This is a genomic window from Thermosynechococcus sp. B1 (assembly GCF_030322985.1).
Classification (GTDB): domain Bacteria; phylum Cyanobacteriota; class Cyanobacteriia; order Thermosynechococcales; family Thermosynechococcaceae; genus Thermosynechococcus.
Genome location: NZ_CP096573.1, coordinates 374,239 through 395,872 on the forward strand (window position 1 = coordinate 374,239; position 21,634 = coordinate 395,872).

Consider the following 21,634-nt stretch of genomic DNA (forward strand, 5'->3'; position numbering starts at 1 on the left):
AGGCGCTAGCGTCCTAGTTTATTAGGAATGCCCTCACAGCCACCGGGAATCGTTTCACGGGAGCGGCTACCACTCCAAGCACAGAAATAGTAGCGTTGTTCTTCGGAGAGGTTCTTGACATTGGTAAAGTTGACATCCTCGACCACTGCACCCGTCTGCGCCCCAGTGCGAAAGTTGGGAGGATTCAGGCGATCGCGGGGACTGGCCTGATCAGCGGTGCCATAAAAGAAGCGAACCCGACTGAGATCGGCATTGGTGAGATCTGCCCCCTGCAAAATCGCCCCTGCCAAATTGGCTCGTGTCAAATTACAGTTGCGAAAGAGCGTTCCCGTTAGATTGGCATCACTCAATTCGGTCCAGCGCAAATCGGTACCACTGAGATCAGCGCCCGCTAGCATACTGCCAAGGTTAATCACCCGCACACCATACTCAACGTCTTCCTCATAGCCACCCAGCCCATCAAAAATCGCCCGTCCCAGTCGGCGATCGCGCTTCAGCGGCGAGAGTAACTTTGCGCCTGACAAAAAGCGAATGATTTTGGCCTTGCCTTCGGCATCGAGCCCCCCTAAAATGGCAGCAGTGCGTCCCTCGGCGATCGCCCGCTCCGGCGGCCAATCCTCCAATAACCCCTCATCGTCAAGAATGAGATCGGCAATCCCTTGGAAATAACTGTCAATCGTTTGCTGTTGGGTGATGCGGTTTTGTTGCGTCGTCAAATCCCGCGAGATCACGTATTGTCGCCAAGCCACATAGGCGGCCAAGAGCGCCACCAAAATTTGTCCCAAGGCACCGAAGCCCTCCGCCAGTGCCCCCACCGCATCCCAATTCGTACCTTGAAAGCGTCCTCGAATCCAGTCCATGGCGCCAGTCATGGCAATGAGTGCCACCACCGTCAAACTCAGACCCAGTGAGGCCAAAATGAACTGCCGTTGCTGTTCCGTGAGATCTTCAGTAAACCAGTGATAGGTCGAAGTCCAGACCAAGGGGAAACTCAGTCCCCCCAGCACCAAAGCAGCCACCACACCCACCGCATCCCAATCGAGTCCCCAAGCCACCAAGACAGTGACCATGGCGATCGGCATCAACACCGAACGCAGAGACTGCCAACCCGTGCGCCAACGATTACGAGCGGCTAACACTTTACTGAGACGCAAAGCAGCCGCCGTTTGGTTGTCACGGAGGGTCATTTTGTCTTCGCCCATCAGGATTTGGCCTACAGTTCAGGAATTAACCCAATCATAATCAGATTTTTCTTCGTTACATCCATAGAAAGTTCCCCTTCTCTCCTTAGAGAAGGCTGTACAATAATTCATAAAGTTTTCAGAAAACGTTTTGGGAGGTTATGGGTATGGATTGGCGTGTCCTGATTGTCCTGTTACCTGTCCTACTGGCTGCGGGTTGGGCAGTTCGTAACATTCTGCCCTATGCTGTCAAGCAGTTTCAAAAGCTCCTGCAAAAAGCCAAAGCAGCCTAGGACATTGATACGGCTGTATCCTCTGTAGAATTGTTGGGCAAGCGCTCCCCAAGGAACCAGACCGAGTGTGATCTTGGTTTTACTTCGGGGAGACTTTTTTATAATAGGAAGTATATTGTTAACTTTTGTAAATTAGCTTTCAGGTTACTGCCATGCCTTCCCTCGAACAGCTTGCCCATCAACTGGAAAGTCCCAATTCCCGCGATCGCCTGCTGGCGCTAGCCGCGCTACGGGATGTCCCCTCTGCGGATGCCGTACCCCTGATTAAAAAAGTTCTTTGGGACGAAAATCTACAGATTCGCTCAATGGCTGTGTTTGCCCTTGGGGTCAAATCCACACCGGAGTGCTTTGACATTCTGGTGCAGTTGCTCGAAAGTGAACCGGATTATGGTATTCGTGCCGATGCTGCGGGTGCCTTGGGCTATCTCGAAGATGGACGTGCCTTTGAACCGCTAGTGCGCGCCTTTTATGAAGACACCGATTGGTTAGTGCGCTTTAGTGCCGCTGTGGCGCTGGGCAATCTTAAGGATCCCCGCGCGGTGGATGTATTGCGCTCGGCGCTGAAAAGTCAGGAAGTCGTGATGCTCCAAGGGGCGATCGCCGCTCTGGGGGAAATTGGCGATCCCAGTGTTGTCGAAGATATTTTGCCCTTTGTGACCGCAGAGGATTGGTTGGTACGGCAACGGCTCGCTGAAGCTCTGGGCAATCTCCCTAGCCCGAAAACCCAAGCCGCTTTGGAATACCTCGCTAAAGATGAGCATCCCCATGTGGCGACGGCAGCCCAGATTTCTTTGCAACGCTTGCAAGAGCGACTTTCCTCCGAAGTTCAGGGCACTGGCAATTGAGATCAAACTTTTTTGCCCACTGCGGTTTCTGCCACAACTCTCTAAACTGGAAAGAAAGGCGCGGCATCCGCAGTAACCTATCTCTATGTCTATCCGAATTAAATTTCTTCCTTACCTCGTGGCAGTGCTGGTCGGGGTGATGGGTGCGATTATTCTTTCACAACTACATTTTGCGCTCTGGTGGGAGCCAGACCTGCTGACCCAACCGCCCCCCATTGTCGAGGCAGAACCAGAAACCACTACTGTTCAGCCCTTACCCCCTCCCCAAACGCCAGCCAACCCGCAACCGAATGGGCTACGCATCAGTAATCAAACGGCCTTTCCGGTGCGCGTGGTGTTGCTCGCTGCCCGCGATCGCGCCCATCCTGATCAGGGCGCCGTTCACTGGGATTTTGCTCCTATGGAAGGCAATATTAAGGGATTACTATTAACGCTGCCCGAAGGTAAGCTCACCCTCCAATCGGGGGATATTGTCTTGGCCTTTACCCTCGATGGTTCCAAACGCTACTGGGGGCCCTATGTCATTGGTGAAAATAGCGAACTTCAGCGCGATCGCCAAACGCAGGAATGGCAGTTGATCCTGCGTCCCTAGGAGGCCTCTGAAGAAAGACCCGAACGGATGGTTTCCACCAGTTCCTCGCTGTGCCAAGGCTTGTACAAACAGCGATGCAAATTAGCCTCTTCAATGGCTCGCTGAATCGCTGCTAGTGGCTGGTTTTCGCCATGGGTTTAGCAGCAGCGTGATGATTCTCTTGGGAGGTGGGGCGGGGTTGAATGACGCCATAGCCCCCATGATTCCGTTCATAGACCACGTTGATTTCTCCCGTATCGCGATTGCGGAAGACATAGAAGTCGTGATCCACCATTTCTAGGTGCTCAAGGGCTTCTTGGATCGTCATCGGCGGCATGGCAAAGTATTTCATGCGCACCACTTGTTCGGGCAGTTGCGGTGTGCGATCGCCCACTAAGTCGGTCACCACTGCGGGCTCCACCACACTATTGGTATCTTTGGCACGGGATTTGTCTTGCCGTTTTTCTTTGAGTTTGCGCAGTTTGCGGGCAATTTTGTCGGCAACGAGATCAATACTGGCGTAGAGATTTTCACTGCTTTCTTCGGCGCGAATGACGCAGCCATTAACAAAGAGGGTTACTTCAGCGGTTTGCTTGGGAGCAGTGCTACGGTTACGAGCCACGGACAGATGCACATCAACTTCGTTAATCACATTTTGGAAATGACTGGTGGCTCGCTCAATTTTTTGGTTCACATAGCTGCGAATGCCATCCGTAATATCAATGTTTTTACCGTGAATCACTAGCCTCATAGGGTTGCCTCCCCTGAGCAAAACAGATACATCTAAGGCTGATCTACTTCCACCCTAACATCTTCGTATCGGGGATTACAGGGCATCCTGAGGCTCTTCACCTTTATTCGTGTTCTGTGATAATTCTTATCCTCTAGCTCTTGACAATCTGGCACCCCCTATGAAAACTGCCCTTGGTTGGCATTGTGCCTTGGGGATCATTCCCTACCGCGATGCTTGGCGCTGGCAACAGCAACTGGTGGCTGAGCGCTGCCACAATCCCACTGCCCGAGATGTCCTACTCACTTTGGAGCATCCCCCCATCTACACCCTTGGTCAAGGGGCAACCACCGCCCACCTTCACTTTGATCCTGTGGCTACGGGCATTGAGGTATTGCGCATTGAGCGCGGAGGCGATGTCACCTACCACTGCCCCGGCCAATTGGTCGCCTACCCGATTTTGAATTTACGCCGCCACCGCTGCGATTTGCATTGGTATCTCCACCAGTTGGAGGAAGTCGTGATTCAAACCCTAGGGCACTATGGCATTAAAGGGGAACGCGTTGCTGGCCTTACGGGTGTTTGGGTAGAGGGGTACAAGGTGGCCGCAATTGGGATCAAGGTGACCCGCTGGATTAGCTTCCACGGCATTGCCCTCAATGTGGTGAACGATTTGAAGGGCTTTGGGCGTATTGTCCCCTGTGGCATTGGCGATCGCCCCGTCGGGAACCTACGGCAGTTTTGTGCCGACATTACCTTAGAGGAGGTGCGCCAGCAGTTTGTTGCTGCCTTTGGCCGTGTTTTTGCCCTCGAATTTGCCCCCAAAGCCCTTGCCGATCTCCTGATCCCGGTCTCTAGTTGACAAACTTTAATCTTTATTTCAGGAATCGGCTGTTATGAATTGGCAACTTTCGGGGCACAATTTAAGTCTAAGTAGATTAGGATACAGGCCAACTCCCTCTCACCTGCTAGGCTAACGCTATACAAACCTCAGCTTCATCAGTGCGAGTCGTCATCTTCATCGCGATAAATCTTTTATCTACATTCTTCCTTGCCAAATACTGTTTAGAATCTGAGCCGCTATGATGAACTCCGCTTCCAAAACCCCATCCCCTACACCCACTGTTAGCACCGATATGGTGCGCACCTACCTACAGGAAATTGGGCGCGTGCCGCTGCTGACCCATGAGCAGGAAATTATTCTGGGTAAACAGGTACAGCAAATGATGGCACTGCGGGAAAAACGCGAGGCTCTCACCAAAGAACTGGGACGTGAACCAACCTTTGAAGAATGGGCGGCGGCCTCTCATCTCACGCCGACGGAATTGCGCAATCTCCTTAAGCGCGGCGAACGCGCCAAGCAAAAAATGATTGAAGCCAACCTACGGCTGGTGGTTTCGGTGGCCAAGAAGTATCAAAAACGCAACCTTGAATTGCTGGACTTGGTGCAAGAGGGCACCCTTGGCCTTGAACGCGGTGTGGAAAAGTTTGATCCCACGCGGGGCTATAAGTTCTCTACCTATGCCTACTGGTGGATTCGTCAGGCCATTACGCGGGCGATCGCCCAACAGGCGCGAACCATTCGGCTGCCCATCCACATTACCGAGAAGCTGAACAAGATCAAACGCACCCAACGCGAATTGGCGCAAAAATTGGGACGGAGTGCCACCCCTGCTGAGGTGGCAGCAGCCCTAGAACTCGAACCGGAGCAAATCCGTGAATACCTGACCCTTGCGCGCCAACCCGTTTCCCTTGATCTGCGCGTTGGGGACAATCAGGACACTGAACTCGGTGAACTGCTCGAGGATGATAGTCTTTCGCCAGAGCAATTTACCACGGTGGAGTCCCTCCGCGATGATGTCAACCTGTGGCTGGCGGAACTCACCCCGCAACAACGGCAAGTCCTCACCCTGCGCTACGGCTTGGGGGATGGCCAAGAACTGTCCCTTGCCAAGGTGGGTGAGCAACTCAACCTCAGCCGTGAACGGGTGCGGCAACTGGAGCGGCAAGCCCTTGATCACCTGCGGCGGCGGCGGCAGCAAATGTATGAATACTTGGCCAGCTAAGGCGTGGATTGAGGCACTGGCTCTGCAACCCCATCCAGAGGGGGGCTATTTCCGTGAGGTCTATCGCTCAGCAGGGAGGCTTCCCGCCGCGGTTTTGCCTTCAGGCTTTCAGGGGGGCGATCGCGCCTACTGTACGAGTATTTACTTTTTGCTCCCCTCCACGGCCTGTTCGCGACTGCACCGCATTGCCAGTGATGAACTGTGGCACTTTTACACGGGCAGTAGCCTAACGATTCATGTGATTCTACCAACGGGCGAGTATCAGCCCCTGCGCTTGGGGATGAATATCGATCAGGGGGAGCAATGGCAACAGGTGGTACCAGCGGGGGCATGGTTTGGAGCAACGGTGGATGCGCTAGACAGTTTTAGTCTTGTGGGGTGTACGGTGGCGCCGGGATTTGACTTTCGCGATTTTGAATTGGGCGATCGCCAGCAATTGCAGCAGCAGTTTCCTCAGCACCAGAGATTAATTGAACGCTTGACGCCCTAGACATTAAAGAGCGTTTGCAAACGGCGACGAATCCACTGCAAGGGGGGCAGGCTTTTGATTTCTTGGGAGTTCACGAGGCCGAGTTCTTGAAGAACCTGTTGTCGTGCCGCTAGCTCGTGGGCAATATCTTCCGCCAATTGGGGTTGGGCTTGCAGCAGTCGCTGTACGGCTGAACGATGCACCACAAATAGAACTGTTTCTTCCAAGGCTCGCACCGTGGCCGATCGCGGCATCCCCGTCAGCACGGCAATTTCACCAAAAAACTCCCCCTCATAGAGGGTGGCTAAAATCTGATTCAGGTGCTCGGAGCGGACTTCCACGGATCCCTCAAGGACAATGTAAAAGGCATCCCCCGGATCGCCCTCAGAGCAGATAATTTCCCCGACACCATAAAATTGACGATTGCCCAACTCAATCAGCATTTGCAATTCCGCATTGGAGCAGCGAGAGAAACAACTGATATTGCGCAGTAAATCAGCAAGGGAGGGTTCGGTTTTGACCATTTCAGGAGCTACTGGCTCACTCACCGCTGCGGTTTCGGGCACACTGGCCACAGAACGGTGGTAGTAATGAGCCAAGGAGCGCAGTTCCCCCAAGTCGCGCAACCGCAAATCCAACTGGGGAAAAGGCACTTCAATCTGCCGCTGCCGTAATTCCTGCTCAATGAGAAAATTGAGGGCGCTTTTAATGGGTTCAGAATCTTGGGGGCGGTTAATCCACACCAGCAATTCAAAGAGGTAGGCATTCTCGCCAAAACCGCGAAACCAAACGCTGGGGGGTGGGGTGAGCAGGACGCGCGGATCCTGACGGGCGGCACTGAGGAGTGCTTCGGTCACCAGAACTGTATCACTGCCATAGGCGACACTCACAGGGATATGGATACGGCTATCGGGACTACCGTAACTCCAGTTAACGACGTTCTTTTCAATAAAGCGGTTGTTGGGGACAATCACGTACTGGCTATCGTTGGTGCGGATAATCGTAGCGCGAATTGAAATTTTCTCCACCGTGCCCAGCAGGCCATCCACTTCAATAAAATCTCCGACTTTAATCGGATGTTCGAACAAAATCGCTAAACCGCTAATAAAGTTACTGGCGAGGGTTTGCAAACCAAAACCAAAACCGATCCCCAAGACCCCCGCCAACACTGTGAGGGAACTAAGGTCAATGCCCGCGGTTTGCAGAACAACAATAAAGCCAATAAAGCTGAGGCTATAGCTAACCACACGGGTGATGGTTTCTTGGCTACCGCGATCCACCCGCAACTGCATGAGAACCCGACTCTTGAGCCACTCGCTCACCCAGCGGGAGATAAAAATCACCGCGAGGGACAAAAAGAGAATTAGGAAGAGAAAGTTCAGCGTGACCTTGGTGCGCCCCAACTCCATAAAGGGGGTGTTAAACACCACGGCCACCCGTTCGAGGAGAAACTGAATTGTGCTATCGATGCGCTCATGCCAAGGGGAAAGACTTTGAACCGATTGCAGAATCCAAGATAAAACGAGTGCCCAGAGTAAAATCCGCAGCGTCAGGCGCAATAGACTAGCGCCAAGGGAGAGCCAAGGCTGGGATTGTTGGCTGGCTTTTTGGTCAAGCCGCTGTTGCAGTTGATGAATCCCCAAGTTCAGCAGGAGCCAGTCCGTGAGAATCGCAATGCCGACAATCCCCACAATTTGAGCCGCTTCAATGAACGCGACCCGCAGCCGTTGAGTTCGCGCCAGTTGAGCAATGAGAATACTTGAAGGGGCTGCTGCTAAAAATAAACTGAGGTACTTAATCATGGTCCTAAAGATTGTGCGCGAGCGGCTTTAATGACTGCCACCACGTCGGCATGTTTCCCATCCAGCGCCCACACCAAAGCTGTCCAAGAATTCTGATCCTTGGCGTTGAGATCTGCACCTGCTGCAATCAGTTGTTTGACCGTAGCTGTTTGTCCCTTAGCGGCTGCGGCCATTAATGGGGTCAGACCAAAGGCTGTTTGAGCATTGACATTGGCACCGGCGGCTAGCAGTTTCTCCACAATGGCGGTATGTCCACCGCCGGCAGCAGCCATCAATGGTGTCCACCCCTCGCTGTCCCCTTGGTTGACATCGACGCCTGCGGCAATCAAGGCATTGACAATTTCAGTGTGCCCCAGTTCTGCTGCCAGTGCCAGCGCTTCCGTTTTCATCTCGATACCGTTGGCGATCGCCTCCTGGACAGCGGTCAGGTCTCCTTGCTCAATGGCGGTTTCAATTGCTGTCATCCCCTGCGTCATTGCCTGTAGCCTGCCTCTAATAAAGAAAAGATAATCTATCTGAGTTAAAATGAGGTCTGCATTGAGTTTAGGATCGCATGCAATGGATATTATCACGCTCGGTTGGGTGGGTGTTCTCAGTGTCTTTACGCTCTCGATCGCCTTTGTGGTGTGGGGTCGCCACGGCATGTAGCCACCTAGGACTGGGGCAATGACGGTTTCATTGGCGGATCTTCTGGTTCTGGTGGCCTTGCTGCTGCTGATTGTCGTCACTGGTGGCATTGGCTATCTGACTTTTGCGGAGTGGCGCGATCGCCGGCGGCTGCAAGCAGAGCAAAAAGAACAACGACGGGGGCGCAAGCGTTAATGGTTGCTCCTCTACGGCTTTTGGGCGATCGCCTCTTCAGTGCTCTGCAAACCGCACTTCCTTTAGATACCTATCCCCAGCCGCTCCTGCTGCCGGCCAGTCAAGCCAAGTTTGGCGACTATCAATCCAATGTTTGCCTGAGCCTCGCCAAGCAGGTGGGCAAAGCACCCCGTGAGCTAGCCCAAGAGGTGGTGGCACATCTCAATGTTGAGGATCTCTGTCAACCCGTCGAAATTGCTGGTCCGGGCTTTCTCAATTTTCGTCTCAAGCCGGACTTTCTGGCGTGCAGCCTGCAAGCCGCTATTGGGAGCGATCGCTTGGGGATTCCGCCAGCACAAGAGCCACGCCGGGTGGTGGTTGATTTTTCTAGCCCTAACATTGCCAAGGAAATGCACGTGGGTCACCTGCGCTCCACGATTATTGGTGACTGCATTGCCCGCATTCTTGAATTTCAAGGCCACAATGTCCTGCGGCTCAACCATGTGGGGGACTGGGGGACACAGTTTGGCATGCTCATTACCTACCTTGAGGAGGTTTATCCCGACGCCCTCACAACCGCCAATGCCCTTGACTTAGGTGACTTGGTGACATTCTACAAAAAGGCCAAGCAACGCTTTGACAGCGATCCAAACTTTCAGCAGAAGGCACGGCAGCAGGTGGTGGCACTCCAGCAGGGAGAAGAACAGAGTCGCCGCGCTTGGCAACTGCTGTGTGAGCAATCCCGCCGCGAGTTTCAAAAGATCTACGATCTGCTGGATATTGAACTCACCGAACGAGGGGAGTCCTTCTACAATCCCTTTTTGCCCGCGGTGATTGAGGACTTAGCCGCTCTTGGCCTCGTGGTGGAGGATCAGGGGGCAAAGGTCGTCTTCTTGGAAGGTTTCACCAATAAAGAGGGGCAGCCCCAACCCTTAATTATTCAGAAGTCCGATGGGGGCTACAACTACGCAACCACGGATTTAGCCGCCCTGCGCTACCGCATTGACAAAGACCGAGCAGATTGGATTATCTATGTTACCGATGTTGGGCAGTCCACCCACTTTGCCCAAGTCTTTCAAGTGGCGCAGCGCGCGGGTTGGGTGCCGCCCCATGTCACCCTCACCCATGTCCCCTTTGGCTTAGTGTTGGGGGAAGATGGCAAACGCTTGAAAACCCGTTCTGGGGAAACGATTCGCCTGATGGATTTGTTGACGGAGGCGATCGCCCGCAGTCGAGCGGATTTAGAACAGCGCCTTGCCACTGAAGGCCGTCGTGAATCTCCAGAATTCATTGACACCGTGGCACGGGCGATCGGTATCGGTGCTGTCAAATACGCAGATCTTAGCCAAAACCGCAACAGTAACTACGTCTTTAGCTACGACAAGATGCTCTCCCTACAGGGGAATACTGCTCCCTATTTGCTCTATGCCTATGTGCGTGTCCAAGGACTGACACGGCGCGGCGACATTGATTGGCGCACCCTCTCACCAGATACCCCCCTCTTCCTAGAGGATGAGACCGAGCAAAACTTGGCCAAGCACCTTGTGCAACTGGAGGAAACCCTTGACCTTGTGAGCGCTGAGCTATTGCCCAACCGCCTCTGCCAATACCTCTTTGAACTGAGCCAGCTTTTTAACCAGTTCTACGATCGCTGTCCCATCCTTTCGGCAACTGAGCCAACGAAGCAATCCCGCTTGACCCTCGCCTATCTCACTGCTCAGACCCTGAAGCTAGGGCTATCCCTACTGGGGATTCGGGTTTTGGATCGGATTTAGCGCCTTCTCGCTATACTGGGGCGCAGCACCACTGTTGTTTCTGGAATTTTCTAGAGTGTGGGAGGCCTATTCTCTAGTCTCTTACTGGCGGTTATCTTCCTGCTGACGTGGCCGCATCTCTACCTCATGCAGTTTTATTTTTGGCTATTTCGCCGCAAGTTGCCTAGCAAGCTAGAACTGGGGGGCTTGTTCATCATGCTTGTCATGGCAGGGGGAACAGGTCTTGGCTTCCTCATTGGTCTCGCCGTTGGATTTGTTCTGTTGCCGTGGCTTTGGCCTGAGTTGGGTCAACTATGGCAAGGGTTAACGGTGGTCGCGATCTATTTTGTCAATTCGCTGATTTGGTTTGAACTCGGCTATCGCTGGGGTCAGTGGGAAGCAAAGCGTTAAGTCTCTGCACAGTGTTGAGCGTGTTCTATTCATGGGAAAAGGGCTGTAAGATACATTGGTTGTTTGTGCGATCGCGACAGCACAATGATTAAAAATGACATTTGGATTCGGGCCATGGCGGCTCAGGGCATGATTCAGCCTTTTGAACCGACACTGGTGCGGCGGGTGGCTGAGCAGCCCGTGATTAGTTTTGGCCTTTCTTCCTACGGTTACGATATTCGCCTCAGCCCGAAGGAGTTTCGTATCTTTCGCCATGTGCCGGGGACAGTGGTGGATCCCAAAAACTTTAACCCTGCCAATCTGGAATCTGCGCCCCTCCATGAAGATGCCAATGGTGCCTTCTTTATTTTGCCCGCCCATTCCTACGGTCTTGGGGTGGCGCTAGAACGCCTACAGGTTCCTGAAAATGTCACGGTTCTGTGTATTGGTAAAAGCTCCTATGCCCGTGCGGGGATTATTGCTAACCTGACACCGGCAGAGGCGGGCTGGCGAGGCCATCTGACCTTAGAATTCTCAAATTCTTCCAGTGCAGACTGTCGCATCTACGCCAATGAGGGAGTGGTGCAATTGCTCTTTTTTGAGGGTGAACCCTGCGATGTCAGTTATGAAACGCGGCGGGGCAAATACCAAGATCAGCCGGAGGCCGTCACATTGGCACGGGTTTGAGTGAGTTGCTGCAACAGCCGTTGGGGTCCATGGTGTCCCCATTGATAGCCCTGCTGAAGATAGGGGTCTAGGCGGCGGCGAATCTGTTGGTAGCCCCAGAAGATCACTCCCCCCTGGAGGACAACAGTCGTATTGACTCCCCAGAGTTCACTGCCGAAGGTCAAGCCTTGCCAACTAGAAAGATAAATCGCCGCATACCACAGTAAGACAAACTGACTCAGACTCCCAAAGGCCGGTAGGGGAAAGGGCACGGCATAGGCTTGGCACGCTTTGCGGATATAGGCAAGGGTACTGATTATCGCCAGCACGACATCGAAAAATCCCCCCGGCAGCAGCAGGCTACCCACCATCTGTGCGGTTAACCAAGACCATGCCGACGTGTCTTGCGTGCCAAGAGCTGCCCCGAGGTTCTGTTCAACTTGGCTGGCTTGGTGGAGAATTCGCAGGGCACGGGCTTGGGGAGCCTCCTGTTGTAACCACTGCTGAAGAAGCTGTCGCAGTTCTGGAATGCCTTGACCTGTTGTGCTGCTCACGGCAATACCTTCGGCCATTGGCGGGTAGAGATCCGCCTTGGTGAGAATCAGCTTGTGGGGAATCCTAAGGGTGTTTAGGCGATCGCGGGCTTGGCATTCGACGGGGGTAAGGCTGTCTTGGGTCACAAAAAGGACAAGATCGGCAGTCTCAACGGCACTCCATGTCATGCTTTCGCGGTTACTACCCGCTACTTCATCCAGCCCAGGGGTATCAGTGAGATCGACGATTTGATCTTGACAGTGCCAGCGAACCGTTCGCGGCCATTGAGTCGTGCCATGAAGGGCGCCCACGGGAAAAATCGCTTCGCCATAGAGGGCATTCAAAAGGGTGGACTTGCCGCGGCTCACTTGACCCAAGACAACAATGTGCCATGCGCTCTGGTGGAGGCGATCGCGCAACTCATAGAGGGGCTGCCATTGGGCACTCAATTGCGGATGGTGCACCTGATGCCACGCGAGGAGTTCCTCTAGACATTTAGCCGTTATGTCTAGGATAGGGAGGCTACTCACGGCGAAGGAGCGACCAATTGGAGGCCACCACTAAACCAACCGCAGCAATTAAGACGACAGGAAAGGGAATTACCCACTGCCGTAGGTGCAATACGGCTTCGCTGAGCAGGAACAAAATAATAAAGCTGGCGATCGCAATCCCCATAGGCTAGCGGCCAGTTGGTTCTTCGAGAAAGAGCGCCTTTTGACCATTGAGCAAGGTGGCATCGCGGAATGTCCGTACCCGTGCTAGGCGATCGCGCCCCCCGAGAATCGCATCCACTAACTTCGCCCCCACGAGAATGGCTCGATCCAAACGAGTGATGAGTAGGCTTGCCCCGCTGAGGTTGGCATTGGTGAGATTGGCCTTCGTTAAATCAGCATTATTGAGGACAGCCCCGCTGAGGTTGGCGCTGCTCAGGTTGGCACCGCGTAAATTGGCAGCATTGAGGTTTGCCCGCCGCAGATCCGCTCCTTGAAGATTCCGACCCCGCAAGCGGGCATAGCTGAGATCACAGTTGGGGCAGTTGCCCGTGCGCCGCAGTTGTTCTAAATGGGCTGGATTGGCAGCCCAAGCAGGGGTACTGACTAGGAGCAGGCAAAGGGCAGGCGCAACCTTGACAATCATCGCACTCTCTCAACGGTGTCTATACTGGACATCCTAACCTACGCCGGTTGTATCAGATTTTCAAGGCCCTCCACCACCTTAGCCGAGAGAATTTTATCTCCTTGGCGCAATTGCCGCAGGGTTTCTTCTCCCTCTACGACATAGCCAAAGACGGCATAGCGACCATCCAAGAGATTTAGGCCGGCGGGCGTCAGTTCGGGTTCAAAGAGCAAAAAGAAAAATTGTGACGAGCCACCATTGGGATCATCGTTGGGACGCGCCAAGGCGACAGTGCCATAGGCGGAAAAGGGGAGCACGGGATGTTCTAAGTAACGCCCTGCATCCTCAAGGGTGATGCCATAGAGGGGATACTTGTCGCCCTCCACCAGAATTTCAAGGGGAATGGCACGGTACTGCTGGGTTTTGGGGTCAATGAAGCCCACCTCTGGCCCTGGGGGATCCCCTGCTTGCAGCACATAGGATTCCTCAGCACGGGTAAAGGGGAGGCCATCGTAGAAGTGGCGTTGTACTAAGTCCACAAAGTTGCCGGCGGTCAGGGGGGCACTGTAACCATCGACAACAATCGTCAGGTTCCCCTTAGTGGTTTCCATTTCCACGGTGGCACGCCCCAGCAATCGCGGCAGGTTCTCGTAGCCCTTGGGAGGCGTATAGCTCACGTTTTGTACCATCATGGCCTCCAAGTCCCCCACTTTGTCGAGGGCAGCGGCTTTAGCGGGCAAGAGTTGGCTGCGATCTTTGGCTTTGGCGGCTTCCTGAAGTGTATCGAGGGAGGTCTCTAACTCCGCCAAGAGGGTTTTGGCCGCCGCCTGTTTCTCGGCAGGGATACTTTTGAGCAGTTCATCGGCGCGATCGCGAACAATGGCTTTCGCCTTGCTGATGTTACTGGCAATTTTTGACCACTGTTTGCCCCGCACCCAAAAAGAGATTTGTTCCAGATCCTTTTGCAGTTCTCGTACCGTTGGATTGTCAATCGGTAAGGCCCAACGGAGCAGCGCTTTGGGATCAGTAATGGCATTCCCTTGGGGCAGGGCAGCAATTAACGGATGTTCAACAGGCAGCGCGATCGCCAGCGGCGGCAGCAGGAAGGTTCCCAACCAGAGGAGCAGTATCACCAAAAGAGCGAGCCAGCGTTTGCGTCGTTTCACCGTTTTTTCCCATGACTTCGTCTCCCCTCAGTGTATCGGACGGGGCGATCGCCCTCCAAGGGGGAGCTTTTCATTTTTATTTCATTTTCTTGAAGCTTCTGTGTTAGCCTGAGAATTATGAAAGGATTATGAAAATGCAATGCGGAAACTGAGTTGGTTATTGGTGGGAGTACTCGTAGTGGGGGGATGTGCCGCTCTTGCGCCTGAGCAGCGGGAAACAACTGGTCAAATGCAAACCGACCGGGATGAACGCCCCTTGGTGCTGACCACGTTTACAGTCCTTGCGGATATGGCGCAGCAGGTGGCGGGCGATCGCCTGCGGGTGGAGTCACTGATTAAAGCGGGAGCGGAAGTCCACGGCTATGAATTCACGCCTAGTGACCTTGTGCGGGGACAGGAAGCCGCCCTCATTTTAGAAAATGGCCTTGGCCTCGAACGCTGGGGCGATCGCTTCTACAGCAGCCTACCGAATGTGCCCCGCGTCACGCTCACAGAGGGGATTACCCCCATTCCCATTCAAGAGGATGCCTACCGCGGACAACCCAACCCCCATGCTTGGATGTCACCCCAAAATGCCCTGATTTATGTTGACAACATTCGCAAAGCGCTCACAGACCTCGATCCTGCTGGCGCGGAGATCTATGCCGCCAACGCCGCAGCCTATAAAGCCCAAATTCGCGCCCTTGATCAAGAACTACGTCAAGCCCTAGCAGCCCTCCCCGCCAACAAACGCTACATCGTCACCTGTGAAGGCGCTTTCTCCTATTTAGCACGGGACTACAACCTCACAGAAGTTTATCTCTGGCCTGTGAATGCCGATGAGGAAGGGACGCCGCGACAAATGACACGGGTGATTGACATTGTGCGACGGCAACAGATTCCCGCTGTCTTTTGCGAAAGTACGGTTAATGCAGGTCCGCAACAACAGGTGGCACGGGAGTCTGGCGCTACCTTTGCCGGCATTTTCTATGTGGATTCCCTATCGCCCCCTGAGGGCAATGCACCCACCTATCTTGAACTCCTGCGCTACAACATCCACACCCTGATTCGCGGTCTTACCGGGAGGACAGCCTCATGATTTCTAGCCCTGCCATTGATTTACAAGATGTGACGGTGGCCTATCATCGCCATCTTGCCCTCCATGGGGCAACGCTGCAACTGCCCGCCGGCACGATCTGTGGGGTCGTGGGGATGAATGGGGCTGGTAAATCCACCCTTTTCAAGGCCATCATGGGGTTTGTCAAGCCGATCCGAGGTCAGGTACGCATTCATGGCTTACCCCGACAGCAGGTACAACGGCAGTCCCTTGTGGCCTATGTGCCCCAAAGTGAAGATGTCGATTGGCAGTTCCCCCTGCGGGTCTGGGATGTCGTGATGATGGGGCGCTATGGCAAAATGAACTGGCTGCGCCAACCAACCGCGGGCGATCGCCAGCGGGTAGGGGAAAGTCTAGAACAGGTGGAATTGTGGCCTCTGCGGCACCGCCAAATTGGCGAACTCTCCGGCGGACAAAAGAAACGCATGTTCCTTGCCCGCGCCTTTGCCCAAGAAGCACAGGTGTTGCTCTTGGATGAACCCTTTGCGGGTGTGGATGTAAAAACGGAGAAACTGATTATTGATCTCCTCATGGCGGAGCGGGAGAAGGGGCACACAATTCTCATCTCCACTCATGATCTCTCCTCGATTACCACCTTTTGTGATCAGGTGGTGCTGGTGAACCGCAGCATCCTAGCCTATGGCCGCACCAGTGAGGTCTTTACCCCTGAAAATCTCGCGCGAGCCTTCGAGGGATCCCTGCGGATCCCCCGCCGCTGTGACTAGCCCCGACGAATCGGCGTACCACAGGGATAGGTGGCTACAGGTGCTGCAGGGGGCAGGTCTTTCACCTTGTGCTGAAGTTGCGCTTGCAGGTAGAGCTGTTGGAGGCGTTCGACCATTTTGCCGCGGCGATCGTAGAGGCGTTTGAGGGGACGGGGTTGACAGCGATTGAGGCAGTAGGCGGTAAGGATGGGAAGAGCGATCGTGCTATCGGTGTAGCAGACCACGGTATCCCGCAACCCTTGGGGATCCACCTTGCCCCAACTGACGGCTTCACTGGGCACAGCGCCCGAGAGGCCACCCGTATCCGGCCGCGCATCGGTAATCTGAATAAAGTAATCGTGCCCCCGTTCCTCTAATCCCAAAACCTCGTGGATCTGTGGCTGGGTTTGCAGCAGGAAGTTTTTCGGACTCCCGCCACCAATAATGAGAGCGGCACTCTTACCATTTCCTTCAGCGGCTTCGCGGGCAAAGTAGGCAATCGCAGCGGTTTCATTGACATCAATGGCGGGGTCAATGATCAGTTTCGACCCTTCGAGGGCGATCGCCGCCACATTCATACCAATGGAGCTATCACCGGGGGAGGAGGTGTAAATGGGCACCCCACACTCATAGGCCGTGGCCAAGAGACAGGAATGGGTTTGTCCCCGCTGCACTTCCAGTTCGCGGACATAGCGCCCTAGGTGATAGTGAAACTCGGCGGTGCCCATGCGGCGTTGGAAGGTTTCACTGCGCAGCACTTGCCGCAAAAAGGCGTCAGTTTCAAGGAGCACATCGTAGTCAAAGATAATGTCATAGATGCGGATTTTGCTTTCCTTGCGCAGTTGCACATCATCGACAAAAGGATGCGCCGCATAGAGATCCATGCCGAGGGCATAGTGAATATCGTGGTAGAGGTTTGCTCCAGTACTGATGATGTAATCAATAAACCCAGCGCGCACCAAAGGCGCCAGAGCCGAGATTCCCAAACCCGCAGGCGTCATCGCCCCTGAGAGGCTCAGACCAACCGTCACTTCTGGCCGAAACACCCGTTGGCTCAACAATTGGCAAATTTCCCGTAGCCGTGCTGAGTTATAGGCGGTGAAGTATTTATCAATGAGTTCTGTCAGGCTGATATTATCGGGAATGGGAGCAGGGGTAATGGGGGTAGCAAATGCAGACATCGGTCGTTCCTCGCAAGCTAATTCCACAGCAGGCGCAGCCGCTCAGGCGGGAACTACCCCAACCATAGCATTGCTTAACCCGCTGAGGGGTGTTTCATGATTTTGAATAGCTAAAAACTTAAAGTGCCGTAACAGGGCGGAACGTGCTCAACACTTCTGATCGACCCAGTTCACAACGGTGTGAACCTCCAGTTGCAGGCCGATCAGCTCATACTCGGTCCTTCGCAATTATCCACAACCGAGAGTGCAGGGATGGCTGCTCGCCGTTGGCGCAACCCCATTTCGAGATACCAAGTGGTGATGTTGGGATAGCCCATCAACGTCAATTGTTTCACTGTTGACAAGTCCCATGCCCTTACATTACGAGATCACTATAACACTTCATTACCTAATTTGCCGTGCGCCGTGCCTATTATGTTTTTGGTACTTGTTTCACCGTCTTCCTCATTCTCTACCTCTTGCGAGGAACCGGTTGGCTGACGATGCTGCCGGGAGGAATTTTCTTAATCCTTGCCATGGCCAGTTGGTTGACGGGACTTTGGTTGCTGCTCACCTTCTTGAAGCAGCGCTATTGACGCTTTGATAGCCTCGCTCTATAAGGCCACCGCTAGTTGCGGGGATTCTAGGGGCAGCGGTTGCAGGGGGACGGTCGTTGGTGTACTTGGCAATAGGGCGGTACGAAACTGGGGTGAGTTTCCATGCCAAAACTCGGCCATAAAGGCAGTGGCGTTGTTGGTAACGACATTGACCACAGGATGCAAGCCCAAAAACATGCCGCCAAAGGTAACGGCTAAATTGGGTAGAGAAATCAAGGCGACATTTTGATAGGTGCGCTCTAGGGCATCGCGGGCAATGGCCATGCCACGGCCAAGGGCAAACCAGTCGCCATCCAAGAGAACGACCACTTTGGCATTGGGGGCAAAGGTAGGGGGCTGCCAGCGAATCGGTAGCCATGTGGATTCAGGACAGGAGCAGGTTTCACCAAAGCTAATCCAACCCACCCGCCGCCGCTTACCCACGAGGTAGGCCTGCAGATCGGTGAGGCGATCGCTCGTGAGATCGGTGGTGCCCTCAAGGGGCGAGCCTTGATCTTGCAGCAGATAGATATGAAGGCCAAGGTGTCGCAATTGCTGAATCAGGATTTGTGCCCGTTCGGGCTGGGGAAGACCTGCGCGAGCATCAATCACCAAGCTCTCTAGTTGTGCCAGTTGCTCTAAGGTACCAGCGGTGGGTAAATAGATCCCCTGTTGCACAGCAAATACCTGCGCCGAGAGCATTACCGTCCGCAGCGACAGTTGCACACCACTGCCAAAGTCAAATTGTAACGGGGCGATCGCTGGCCCATAGGCTCCCGTAGCCAACCAGAGGGCACCACTGAGGGCAAGGGTTGGCAGCACCGCATGGCGGGCAAATTCCCCCTGTTGGTGGGCAAGGGCACTGTCATAGACCGGTTCAGTGTGCAGAAGATCCGTGATCAAGCCAAGGCGCGTTTGCCAACCGGTGCGCATCACCCGCAGTTGAACCTGTCCCGTGAGAATTTGACAGCCGGCATAGAGAGCATCGCCGGGACGACACACCCACACCTGTCGCGAGAATTCAAAATGGGCAGGCTCCACTTCCGCCAATCCAGCAACAACACTGCCATCTACGGGCACAACATCCCCCGGCCGCAGCCACAGGAGATCCCCCGCTTGTAACTCCTGACTTTCAATCGTCAGGGAATGTCCTTGGCGTTCCACCGTCAGGTGTTCGTAGTGAGCCATCAAGACACTGGGATATCGATGCAACTGTTGTCGTCGCTGGCGATCGCGCACATCTGCCCGTACCCCCACTAGGGCAGTCTTCAAGGCAGGCGCTAAGAACTGGCCATTGACGGTATGCAGTGCCATCCAGAGGCTATCGAGCAAATCCACATTGGGGGGATGTCCCTGATACATCTGATGCCCCACCCGCTGAAACCAAGGCCAAGCACTGGCCAAGACCGTAGCCCCAACCACCGCGAAGGGCAATTCCAAGGGCACACTGAGGAGCGAGACCCCCAAGGCCACCAAGGGCAGTCCCAAGCGTTCCCAATCGCTTTCAAGGCGAGCATCGGCCTCTACTTGTGCTTCGTAATCTTCAAGGGCGATCGCATCCGCAGGAGCCGCACTATCCGGCAAGGGCTGCGGCATGGCCACCATGGCTTGCTGAAAACAGTGATTCAAACTTTCATAGACCGCCGCTTCATGGAGCAAATGGGGTTGATACTCCACCACCACCGTTGCCGCTTGGGGATTGAGCCGTACCCGCTCGACAATGGCCAAAGACTCCAGCAACTGCACCAATAACTCTCCGTAGGCCGAATCTCGCTGCACACGCGGCACGCGAAAGCGCACCCGTCCTGTTGTGGCATGGACAATTTGCTGCTCCATCAACGCTCCCGTGAAGTTCAATCAAGACCGGTGACGCACCGTTTCTCGTGTGGCGTAATCCATAAAGCCATAGGCTAATGTTTCCAAAATCATTTCCCACCCTTCAGGTCTCGACAAATCAATACCTCTAACATCTACGATATAGATTGGATTTCCCTCTCGATCAAAAGCAATTGTATTTTCTTTTTCTGCTAAAATTATTTTCGGTGTTAGGCATCCTGTTACTTTTAATTTGTAGCCCGCTTTTTCACATATTTCCTCAAGTGTATAAATCATTTCATAGGAGTAACACCTTTTCTCATATTTTGGCGGTGGTATAAAAACGCGATATAGTTTTCTCATACTTCTAAATCGAGCAAAATTTGACTATTTTTCTGTGTTGACTTACGTAATGCACTTGCTTGTTGAGAATTGTTTTTGCACATTTCTAGATACTTTGAATTATCACTAATTGCCAATTTAATAAGTTTTATTTTTTCTTGATCTAAGTAGTTTTTCAAAATATCAATTCTTGGACTTTTCATCATGTTTAAGATGCGAATAATATCTCGCTTATCTTTATCGCCTTTTGATGAATGAAACCTGTCAGAATAAGCATCTAACTTAAGAATTAATAGATGCTCTAAGCACGCACAGGGCAAATTATCAATAACTATTTTTTCTGCATTGACCTCACAAAAGGGTATAGCGAGATGATTATTTCTTTCAACATAGACATCAAATTCCCATCCATTCTTAATGAGCTGATACTTATTTAAGCGCCGGTTTGGTGTGATCTCTTCCAAATCTCGTAAATCTGCAAAATCAATAAGGGAGATGTAGAAGTCTCCATCATGACTGCTTTCAGCAAGATGCAATAGACCTTGGGATTTGCTATGCAGATAAACTGCGATTCCGCCAATAAAAATCGCACCGTCAGGGAACAGTTCAGCTAATTCTTGGCTGGTTTTAAGCAGTTCTTCCATCAGAAGCTCGCCAAAGGTTGTGGTCGTAATCGTACGCTGAGTAAGTCTACCTGTACGATAGCAAACTTGAGTCAAACCACAAAGTTTTCCAAATAACCTGTCAATCAGGAGACCCTATCAGAAGGCTGTAGATCACTTCCTAGGTTAGAGGGGAGCACCTGAGATCAAAAACTAGCCATTGTCGCTTGACAAATTAAAGTCATAACAACTACGCTTTAGAAAGCAACGTTATGTAGAGGACTCCACCATGCTACCCAACCGTGAAGGGCAACGGGTTCCCGACGTCACCTTTCGCACCCGTGAAGGCGATCAATGATGGCGAAGTTTTGTTTGAGGTGCGTGAAGGCATTGGCTCCTTTACCCCCGAGGAACGGGCGGCAGCGATTCAACGCCGTATCCTGCAAGTGGCAGAGGATGAAGATATTCCCGTTGAGAGCATTACGATCAAAAGAGTGGGCGATCGCGACAATGTCAGCGTGGTTCAAGACAACCGCCCGCTCGTCACCATTACAAAAGCCGATGTGGGCGATCGCCTAGAAACGCAAGAAGAAATAGCGATTGAACTCGCCCAGCCCATTCGTGAGGCCATTACCCGTTATCGCCAAGATCGCGTTCCCCAAAACCTGCTCAAAAATATTGCAAACTGCCCTCAATGACTACCACATCGCCTATGAGCTGAATGTTTACACCCGTAACTGGAAGGGGCTGCGCTATACCATTTCTGAATTGCATCAAAACCTCCAAGACGCCTGCAACGAAGCGGGTATCGAAATCATGTCACCAAGCTACTTGGCACTGCGGGATGGCAACACCAGCACGATTCCCAGCAACTACTTAGGGGATGACTATCTCCCCCCCAGCTTCCGCATTACGCTACCGAAGTAGCCCAAGTC

At 53.3% G+C, this 21,634-nt stretch carries 28 protein-coding genes and 2 pseudogenes; 16 read left to right on the forward strand and 14 right to left on the reverse strand.

The annotated features are described in order from the left end of the window. Positions 1–5: 5 nt before the first annotated feature. On the reverse strand, positions 6–1,202 hold the full coding sequence (locus tag M0644_RS01875) for a pentapeptide repeat-containing protein (RefSeq protein WP_286626349.1): 1,197 nt from the start codon (positions 1,200–1,202) through the stop codon (positions 6–8). Positions 1,203–1,342: 140 nt separating this feature from the next. Between M0644_RS01875 and M0644_RS01880 the strand changes: the two genes are divergently transcribed. The 3 genes from M0644_RS01880 (at position 1,343) to M0644_RS01890 (ending at position 2,911) form a co-directional block, all read left to right on the forward strand. Further along, positions 1,343–1,474 (forward strand): photosystem II protein Y, encoded by a 132-nt coding sequence (locus tag M0644_RS01880; protein ID WP_149817644.1) that lies wholly within the window; start codon positions 1,343–1,345, stop codon positions 1,472–1,474. Between the two features lie 152 nt (positions 1,475–1,626). Beyond that, positions 1,627–2,319 carry a HEAT repeat domain-containing protein gene (locus tag M0644_RS01885; RefSeq protein ID WP_286626351.1) on the forward strand — a complete coding sequence of 231 codons (693 nt, stop codon included), beginning with the start codon at positions 1,627–1,629 and terminating at the stop codon, positions 2,317–2,319. Positions 2,320–2,404: 85 nt separating this feature from the next. Then, positions 2,405–2,911 (forward strand): hypothetical protein, encoded by a 507-nt coding sequence (locus M0644_RS01890; RefSeq protein WP_286626353.1) that lies wholly within the window; start codon positions 2,405–2,407, stop codon positions 2,909–2,911. Here M0644_RS01890 and M0644_RS13100 read toward each other — a convergent pair. Together M0644_RS13100 and hpf are read right to left on the reverse strand one after the other, a co-directional pair. Then, positions 2,908–3,021: pseudogene (locus tag M0644_RS13100) on the reverse strand (response regulator); the annotation flags it as partial. The gene M0644_RS01890 and the pseudogene M0644_RS13100 sit on opposite strands and share 4 nt — an antisense overlap. A 2-nt stretch (positions 3,022–3,023) precedes the next feature. Further along, positions 3,024–3,641, reverse strand: coding sequence for a ribosome hibernation-promoting factor, HPF/YfiA family (hpf, locus tag M0644_RS01895; protein ID WP_286626355.1), 618 nt, complete (start codon positions 3,639–3,641; stop codon positions 3,024–3,026). A 160-nt stretch (positions 3,642–3,801) separates the two neighbouring features. Here hpf and lipB point away from each other — a divergent pair, with 160 nt between their 5' ends. The 3 genes from lipB to M0644_RS01910 all read left to right on the forward strand — a co-directional run bounded on the left by lipB (position 3,802) and on the right by M0644_RS01910 (position 6,176). After that, positions 3,802–4,482 (forward strand): lipoyl(octanoyl) transferase LipB, encoded by a 681-nt coding sequence (lipB, locus tag M0644_RS01900; protein WP_149817653.1) that lies wholly within the window; start codon positions 3,802–3,804, stop codon positions 4,480–4,482. 220 nt (positions 4,483–4,702) lie between these two features. Continuing rightward, on the forward strand, positions 4,703–5,686 hold the full coding sequence (locus M0644_RS01905; RefSeq protein WP_149817655.1) for an RNA polymerase sigma factor, RpoD/SigA family: 984 nt from the start codon (positions 4,703–4,705) through the stop codon (positions 5,684–5,686). Then, positions 5,667–6,176, forward strand: a complete 510-nt coding sequence (locus M0644_RS01910; protein ID WP_149817657.1) for a cupin domain-containing protein — start codon at positions 5,667–5,669, stop codon at positions 6,174–6,176. Before M0644_RS01905 ends, M0644_RS01910 begins: the two co-directional genes overlap by 20 nt. Here the strand turns inward: M0644_RS01910 and M0644_RS01915 are convergent. Both M0644_RS01915 and M0644_RS01920 read right to left on the reverse strand, forming a co-directional pair. Continuing rightward, positions 6,173–7,957, reverse strand: coding sequence for a mechanosensitive ion channel domain-containing protein (locus M0644_RS01915; protein WP_149817659.1), 1,785 nt, complete (start codon positions 7,955–7,957; stop codon positions 6,173–6,175). The two genes, M0644_RS01910 and M0644_RS01915, sit on opposite strands and share 4 nt — an antisense overlap. Further along, positions 7,954–8,421: an ankyrin repeat domain-containing protein gene (locus M0644_RS01920; protein ID WP_226971985.1), complete on the reverse strand. Its 468-nt coding sequence runs from the start codon at positions 8,419–8,421 to the stop codon at positions 7,954–7,956. The genes M0644_RS01915 and M0644_RS01920 overlap by 4 nt, the downstream gene beginning before the upstream one ends. 94 nt (positions 8,422–8,515) lie before the next feature. Between M0644_RS01920 and petN the strand changes: the two genes are divergently transcribed. The 5 genes from petN (at position 8,516) to dcd (ending at position 11,589) form a co-directional block, all read left to right on the forward strand. Continuing rightward, the gene (petN, locus tag M0644_RS01925) at positions 8,516–8,605 is read left to right on the forward strand and encodes a cytochrome b6-f complex subunit PetN (RefSeq protein ID WP_011056671.1); all 90 of its coding nucleotides are present in this window, start codon (positions 8,516–8,518) and stop codon (positions 8,603–8,605) included. Between the two features lie 18 nt (positions 8,606–8,623). Further along, entirely contained in the window at positions 8,624–8,779 is a 156-nt protein-coding gene (locus tag M0644_RS01930; RefSeq protein WP_149817663.1) for a hypothetical protein, read from the forward strand. Beyond that, a complete protein-coding gene (argS, locus tag M0644_RS01935) occupies positions 8,779–10,533 on the forward strand; it encodes an arginine--tRNA ligase (protein WP_286626362.1) in 1,755 nt (584 codons plus the stop codon). Before M0644_RS01930 ends, argS begins: the two co-directional genes overlap by 1 nt. A 57-nt stretch (positions 10,534–10,590) precedes the next feature. After that, positions 10,591–10,923: a hypothetical protein gene (locus M0644_RS01940; protein ID WP_286626364.1), complete on the forward strand. Its 333-nt coding sequence runs from the start codon at positions 10,591–10,593 to the stop codon at positions 10,921–10,923. A gap of 84 nt (positions 10,924–11,007) precedes the next feature. After that, the gene (gene dcd / locus M0644_RS01945) at positions 11,008–11,589 is read left to right on the forward strand and encodes a dCTP deaminase (protein ID WP_181496856.1); all 582 of its coding nucleotides are present in this window, start codon (positions 11,008–11,010) and stop codon (positions 11,587–11,589) included. Here the strand turns inward: dcd and M0644_RS01950 are convergent. The 4 genes from M0644_RS01950 to M0644_RS01965 are packed head-to-tail and all read right to left on the reverse strand — an operon-like array spanning position 11,556 to position 14,333. Beyond that, on the reverse strand, positions 11,556–12,632 hold the full coding sequence (locus M0644_RS01950) for an Era-like GTP-binding protein (protein ID WP_286626365.1): 1,077 nt from the start codon (positions 12,630–12,632) through the stop codon (positions 11,556–11,558). The two genes, dcd and M0644_RS01950, sit on opposite strands and share 34 nt — an antisense overlap. Next, the gene (locus M0644_RS01955) at positions 12,625–12,777 is read right to left on the reverse strand and encodes a hypothetical protein (RefSeq protein WP_190278162.1); all 153 of its coding nucleotides are present in this window, start codon (positions 12,775–12,777) and stop codon (positions 12,625–12,627) included. Before M0644_RS01955 ends, M0644_RS01950 begins: the two co-directional genes overlap by 8 nt. Positions 12,778–12,780: 3 nt before the next feature. Continuing rightward, positions 12,781–13,239: a pentapeptide repeat-containing protein gene (locus tag M0644_RS01960; protein ID WP_149817671.1), complete on the reverse strand. Its 459-nt coding sequence runs from the start codon at positions 13,237–13,239 to the stop codon at positions 12,781–12,783. A gap of 38 nt (positions 13,240–13,277) precedes the next feature. After that, a complete protein-coding gene (locus tag M0644_RS01965) occupies positions 13,278–14,333 on the reverse strand; it encodes a peptidylprolyl isomerase (RefSeq protein WP_399363169.1) in 1,056 nt (351 codons plus the stop codon). 190 nt (positions 14,334–14,523) lie between these two features. Here M0644_RS01965 and M0644_RS01970 point away from each other — a divergent pair, with 190 nt between their 5' ends. Both M0644_RS01970 and M0644_RS01975 read left to right on the forward strand, forming a co-directional pair. Continuing rightward, positions 14,524–15,462 (forward strand): metal ABC transporter substrate-binding protein, encoded by a 939-nt coding sequence (locus M0644_RS01970; RefSeq protein WP_286626367.1) that lies wholly within the window; start codon positions 14,524–14,526, stop codon positions 15,460–15,462. Next, positions 15,459–16,205: a metal ABC transporter ATP-binding protein gene (locus M0644_RS01975; protein WP_286626369.1), complete on the forward strand. Its 747-nt coding sequence runs from the start codon at positions 15,459–15,461 to the stop codon at positions 16,203–16,205. Before M0644_RS01970 ends, M0644_RS01975 begins: the two co-directional genes overlap by 4 nt. Here M0644_RS01975 and speY read toward each other — a convergent pair. After that, a complete protein-coding gene (gene speY, locus M0644_RS01980) occupies positions 16,202–17,365 on the reverse strand; it encodes a homospermidine biosynthesis protein (protein ID WP_286626372.1) in 1,164 nt (387 codons plus the stop codon). The two genes, M0644_RS01975 and speY, sit on opposite strands and share 4 nt — an antisense overlap. Before the next feature lie 203 nt (positions 17,366–17,568). Further along, the gene (locus M0644_RS01985; RefSeq protein ID WP_255451698.1) at positions 17,569–17,700 is read right to left on the reverse strand and encodes a hypothetical protein; all 132 of its coding nucleotides are present in this window, start codon (positions 17,698–17,700) and stop codon (positions 17,569–17,571) included. 63 nt (positions 17,701–17,763) lie between these two features. Here M0644_RS01985 and M0644_RS01990 point away from each other — a divergent pair, with 63 nt between their 5' ends. Continuing rightward, positions 17,764–17,940 (forward strand): hypothetical protein, encoded by a 177-nt coding sequence (locus M0644_RS01990; RefSeq protein ID WP_286626373.1) that lies wholly within the window; start codon positions 17,764–17,766, stop codon positions 17,938–17,940. Between the two features lie 18 nt (positions 17,941–17,958). On the opposite strand, the gene M0644_RS01995 is transcribed toward M0644_RS01990, so the two are convergent. From M0644_RS01995 to M0644_RS02005, 3 genes are all read right to left on the reverse strand, one after another. Next, a complete protein-coding gene (locus M0644_RS01995; RefSeq protein WP_286626374.1) occupies positions 17,959–19,776 on the reverse strand; it encodes an HMA2 domain-containing protein in 1,818 nt (605 codons plus the stop codon). A gap of 21 nt (positions 19,777–19,797) precedes the next feature. Then, positions 19,798–20,052: a hypothetical protein gene (locus M0644_RS02000; RefSeq protein ID WP_149817685.1), complete on the reverse strand. Its 255-nt coding sequence runs from the start codon at positions 20,050–20,052 to the stop codon at positions 19,798–19,800. A gap of 62 nt (positions 20,053–20,114) precedes the next feature. Continuing rightward, positions 20,115–20,741 carry a hypothetical protein gene (locus M0644_RS02005; protein ID WP_149817687.1) on the reverse strand — a complete coding sequence of 209 codons (627 nt, stop codon included), beginning with the start codon at positions 20,739–20,741 and terminating at the stop codon, positions 20,115–20,117. A 299-nt stretch (positions 20,742–21,040) separates the two neighbouring features. On the opposite strand from M0644_RS02005, the gene M0644_RS02010 reads away from it, so the two are divergent. Both M0644_RS02010 and M0644_RS02015 read left to right on the forward strand, forming a co-directional pair. After that, positions 21,041–21,397 carry a hypothetical protein gene (locus tag M0644_RS02010; protein WP_149817689.1) on the forward strand — a complete coding sequence of 119 codons (357 nt, stop codon included), beginning with the start codon at positions 21,041–21,043 and terminating at the stop codon, positions 21,395–21,397. Further along, positions 21,375–21,626, forward strand: a pseudogene (locus tag M0644_RS02015) (mechanosensitive ion channel family protein); the annotation flags it as partial. The gene M0644_RS02010 and the pseudogene M0644_RS02015, both read left to right, overlap by 23 nt. Positions 21,627–21,634: the final 8 nt, after the last annotated feature.

What these genes read in the sequence shown, in the direction of transcription:
- M0644_RS01955 (WP_190278162.1), bottom strand. Translation starts at nt 12,777, where the DNA reads ATGGGGATTGCGATCGCCAGCTTTATTATTTTGTTCCTGCTCAGCGAA.
- M0644_RS01915 (WP_149817659.1), bottom strand. Translation starts at nt 7,957, where the DNA reads ATGATTAAGTACCTCAGTTTATTTTTAGCAGCAGCCCCTTCAAGTATT.
- M0644_RS02000 (WP_149817685.1), bottom strand. Translation starts at nt 20,052, where the DNA reads ATGATTTATACACTTGAGGAAATATGTGAAAAAGCGGGCTACAAATTA.
- M0644_RS01960 (WP_149817671.1), bottom strand. Translation starts at nt 13,239, where the DNA reads ATGATTGTCAAGGTTGCGCCTGCCCTTTGCCTGCTCCTAGTCAGTACC.
- M0644_RS01890 (WP_286626353.1), top strand. Translation starts at nt 2,405, where the DNA reads ATGTCTATCCGAATTAAATTTCTTCCTTACCTCGTGGCAGTGCTGGTC.
- M0644_RS01875 (WP_286626349.1), bottom strand. Translation starts at nt 1,202, where the DNA reads ATGGGCGAAGACAAAATGACCCTCCGTGACAACCAAACGGCGGCTGCT.
- dcd (WP_181496856.1), top strand. Translation starts at nt 11,008, where the DNA reads ATGATTAAAAATGACATTTGGATTCGGGCCATGGCGGCTCAGGGCATG.
- M0644_RS01905 (WP_149817655.1), top strand. Translation starts at nt 4,703, where the DNA reads ATGATGAACTCCGCTTCCAAAACCCCATCCCCTACACCCACTGTTAGC.
- M0644_RS01885 (WP_286626351.1), top strand. Translation starts at nt 1,627, where the DNA reads ATGCCTTCCCTCGAACAGCTTGCCCATCAACTGGAAAGTCCCAATTCC.
- M0644_RS01970 (WP_286626367.1), top strand. Translation starts at nt 14,524, where the DNA reads ATGCGGAAACTGAGTTGGTTATTGGTGGGAGTACTCGTAGTGGGGGGA.
- M0644_RS01930 (WP_149817663.1), top strand. Translation starts at nt 8,624, where the DNA reads ATGACGGTTTCATTGGCGGATCTTCTGGTTCTGGTGGCCTTGCTGCTG.
- M0644_RS01880 (WP_149817644.1), top strand. Translation starts at nt 1,343, where the DNA reads ATGGGTATGGATTGGCGTGTCCTGATTGTCCTGTTACCTGTCCTACTG.
- M0644_RS02005 (WP_149817687.1), bottom strand. Translation starts at nt 20,741, where the DNA reads ATGGAAGAACTGCTTAAAACCAGCCAAGAATTAGCTGAACTGTTCCCT.
- lipB (WP_149817653.1), top strand. Translation starts at nt 3,802, where the DNA reads ATGAAAACTGCCCTTGGTTGGCATTGTGCCTTGGGGATCATTCCCTAC.
- M0644_RS01920 (WP_226971985.1), bottom strand. Translation starts at nt 8,421, where the DNA reads ATGACAGCAATTGAAACCGCCATTGAGCAAGGAGACCTGACCGCTGTC.
- hpf (WP_286626355.1), bottom strand. Translation starts at nt 3,641, where the DNA reads ATGAGGCTAGTGATTCACGGTAAAAACATTGATATTACGGATGGCATT.
- M0644_RS01975 (WP_286626369.1), top strand. Translation starts at nt 15,459, where the DNA reads ATGATTTCTAGCCCTGCCATTGATTTACAAGATGTGACGGTGGCCTAT.
- M0644_RS01995 (WP_286626374.1), bottom strand. Translation starts at nt 19,776, where the DNA reads ATGGAGCAGCAAATTGTCCATGCCACAACAGGACGGGTGCGCTTTCGC.
- argS (WP_286626362.1), top strand. Translation starts at nt 8,779, where the DNA reads ATGGTTGCTCCTCTACGGCTTTTGGGCGATCGCCTCTTCAGTGCTCTG.
- M0644_RS01910 (WP_149817657.1), top strand. Translation starts at nt 5,667, where the DNA reads ATGAATACTTGGCCAGCTAAGGCGTGGATTGAGGCACTGGCTCTGCAA.
- speY (WP_286626372.1), bottom strand. Translation starts at nt 17,365, where the DNA reads ATGTCTGCATTTGCTACCCCCATTACCCCTGCTCCCATTCCCGATAAT.
- petN (WP_011056671.1), top strand. Translation starts at nt 8,516, where the DNA reads ATGGATATTATCACGCTCGGTTGGGTGGGTGTTCTCAGTGTCTTTACG.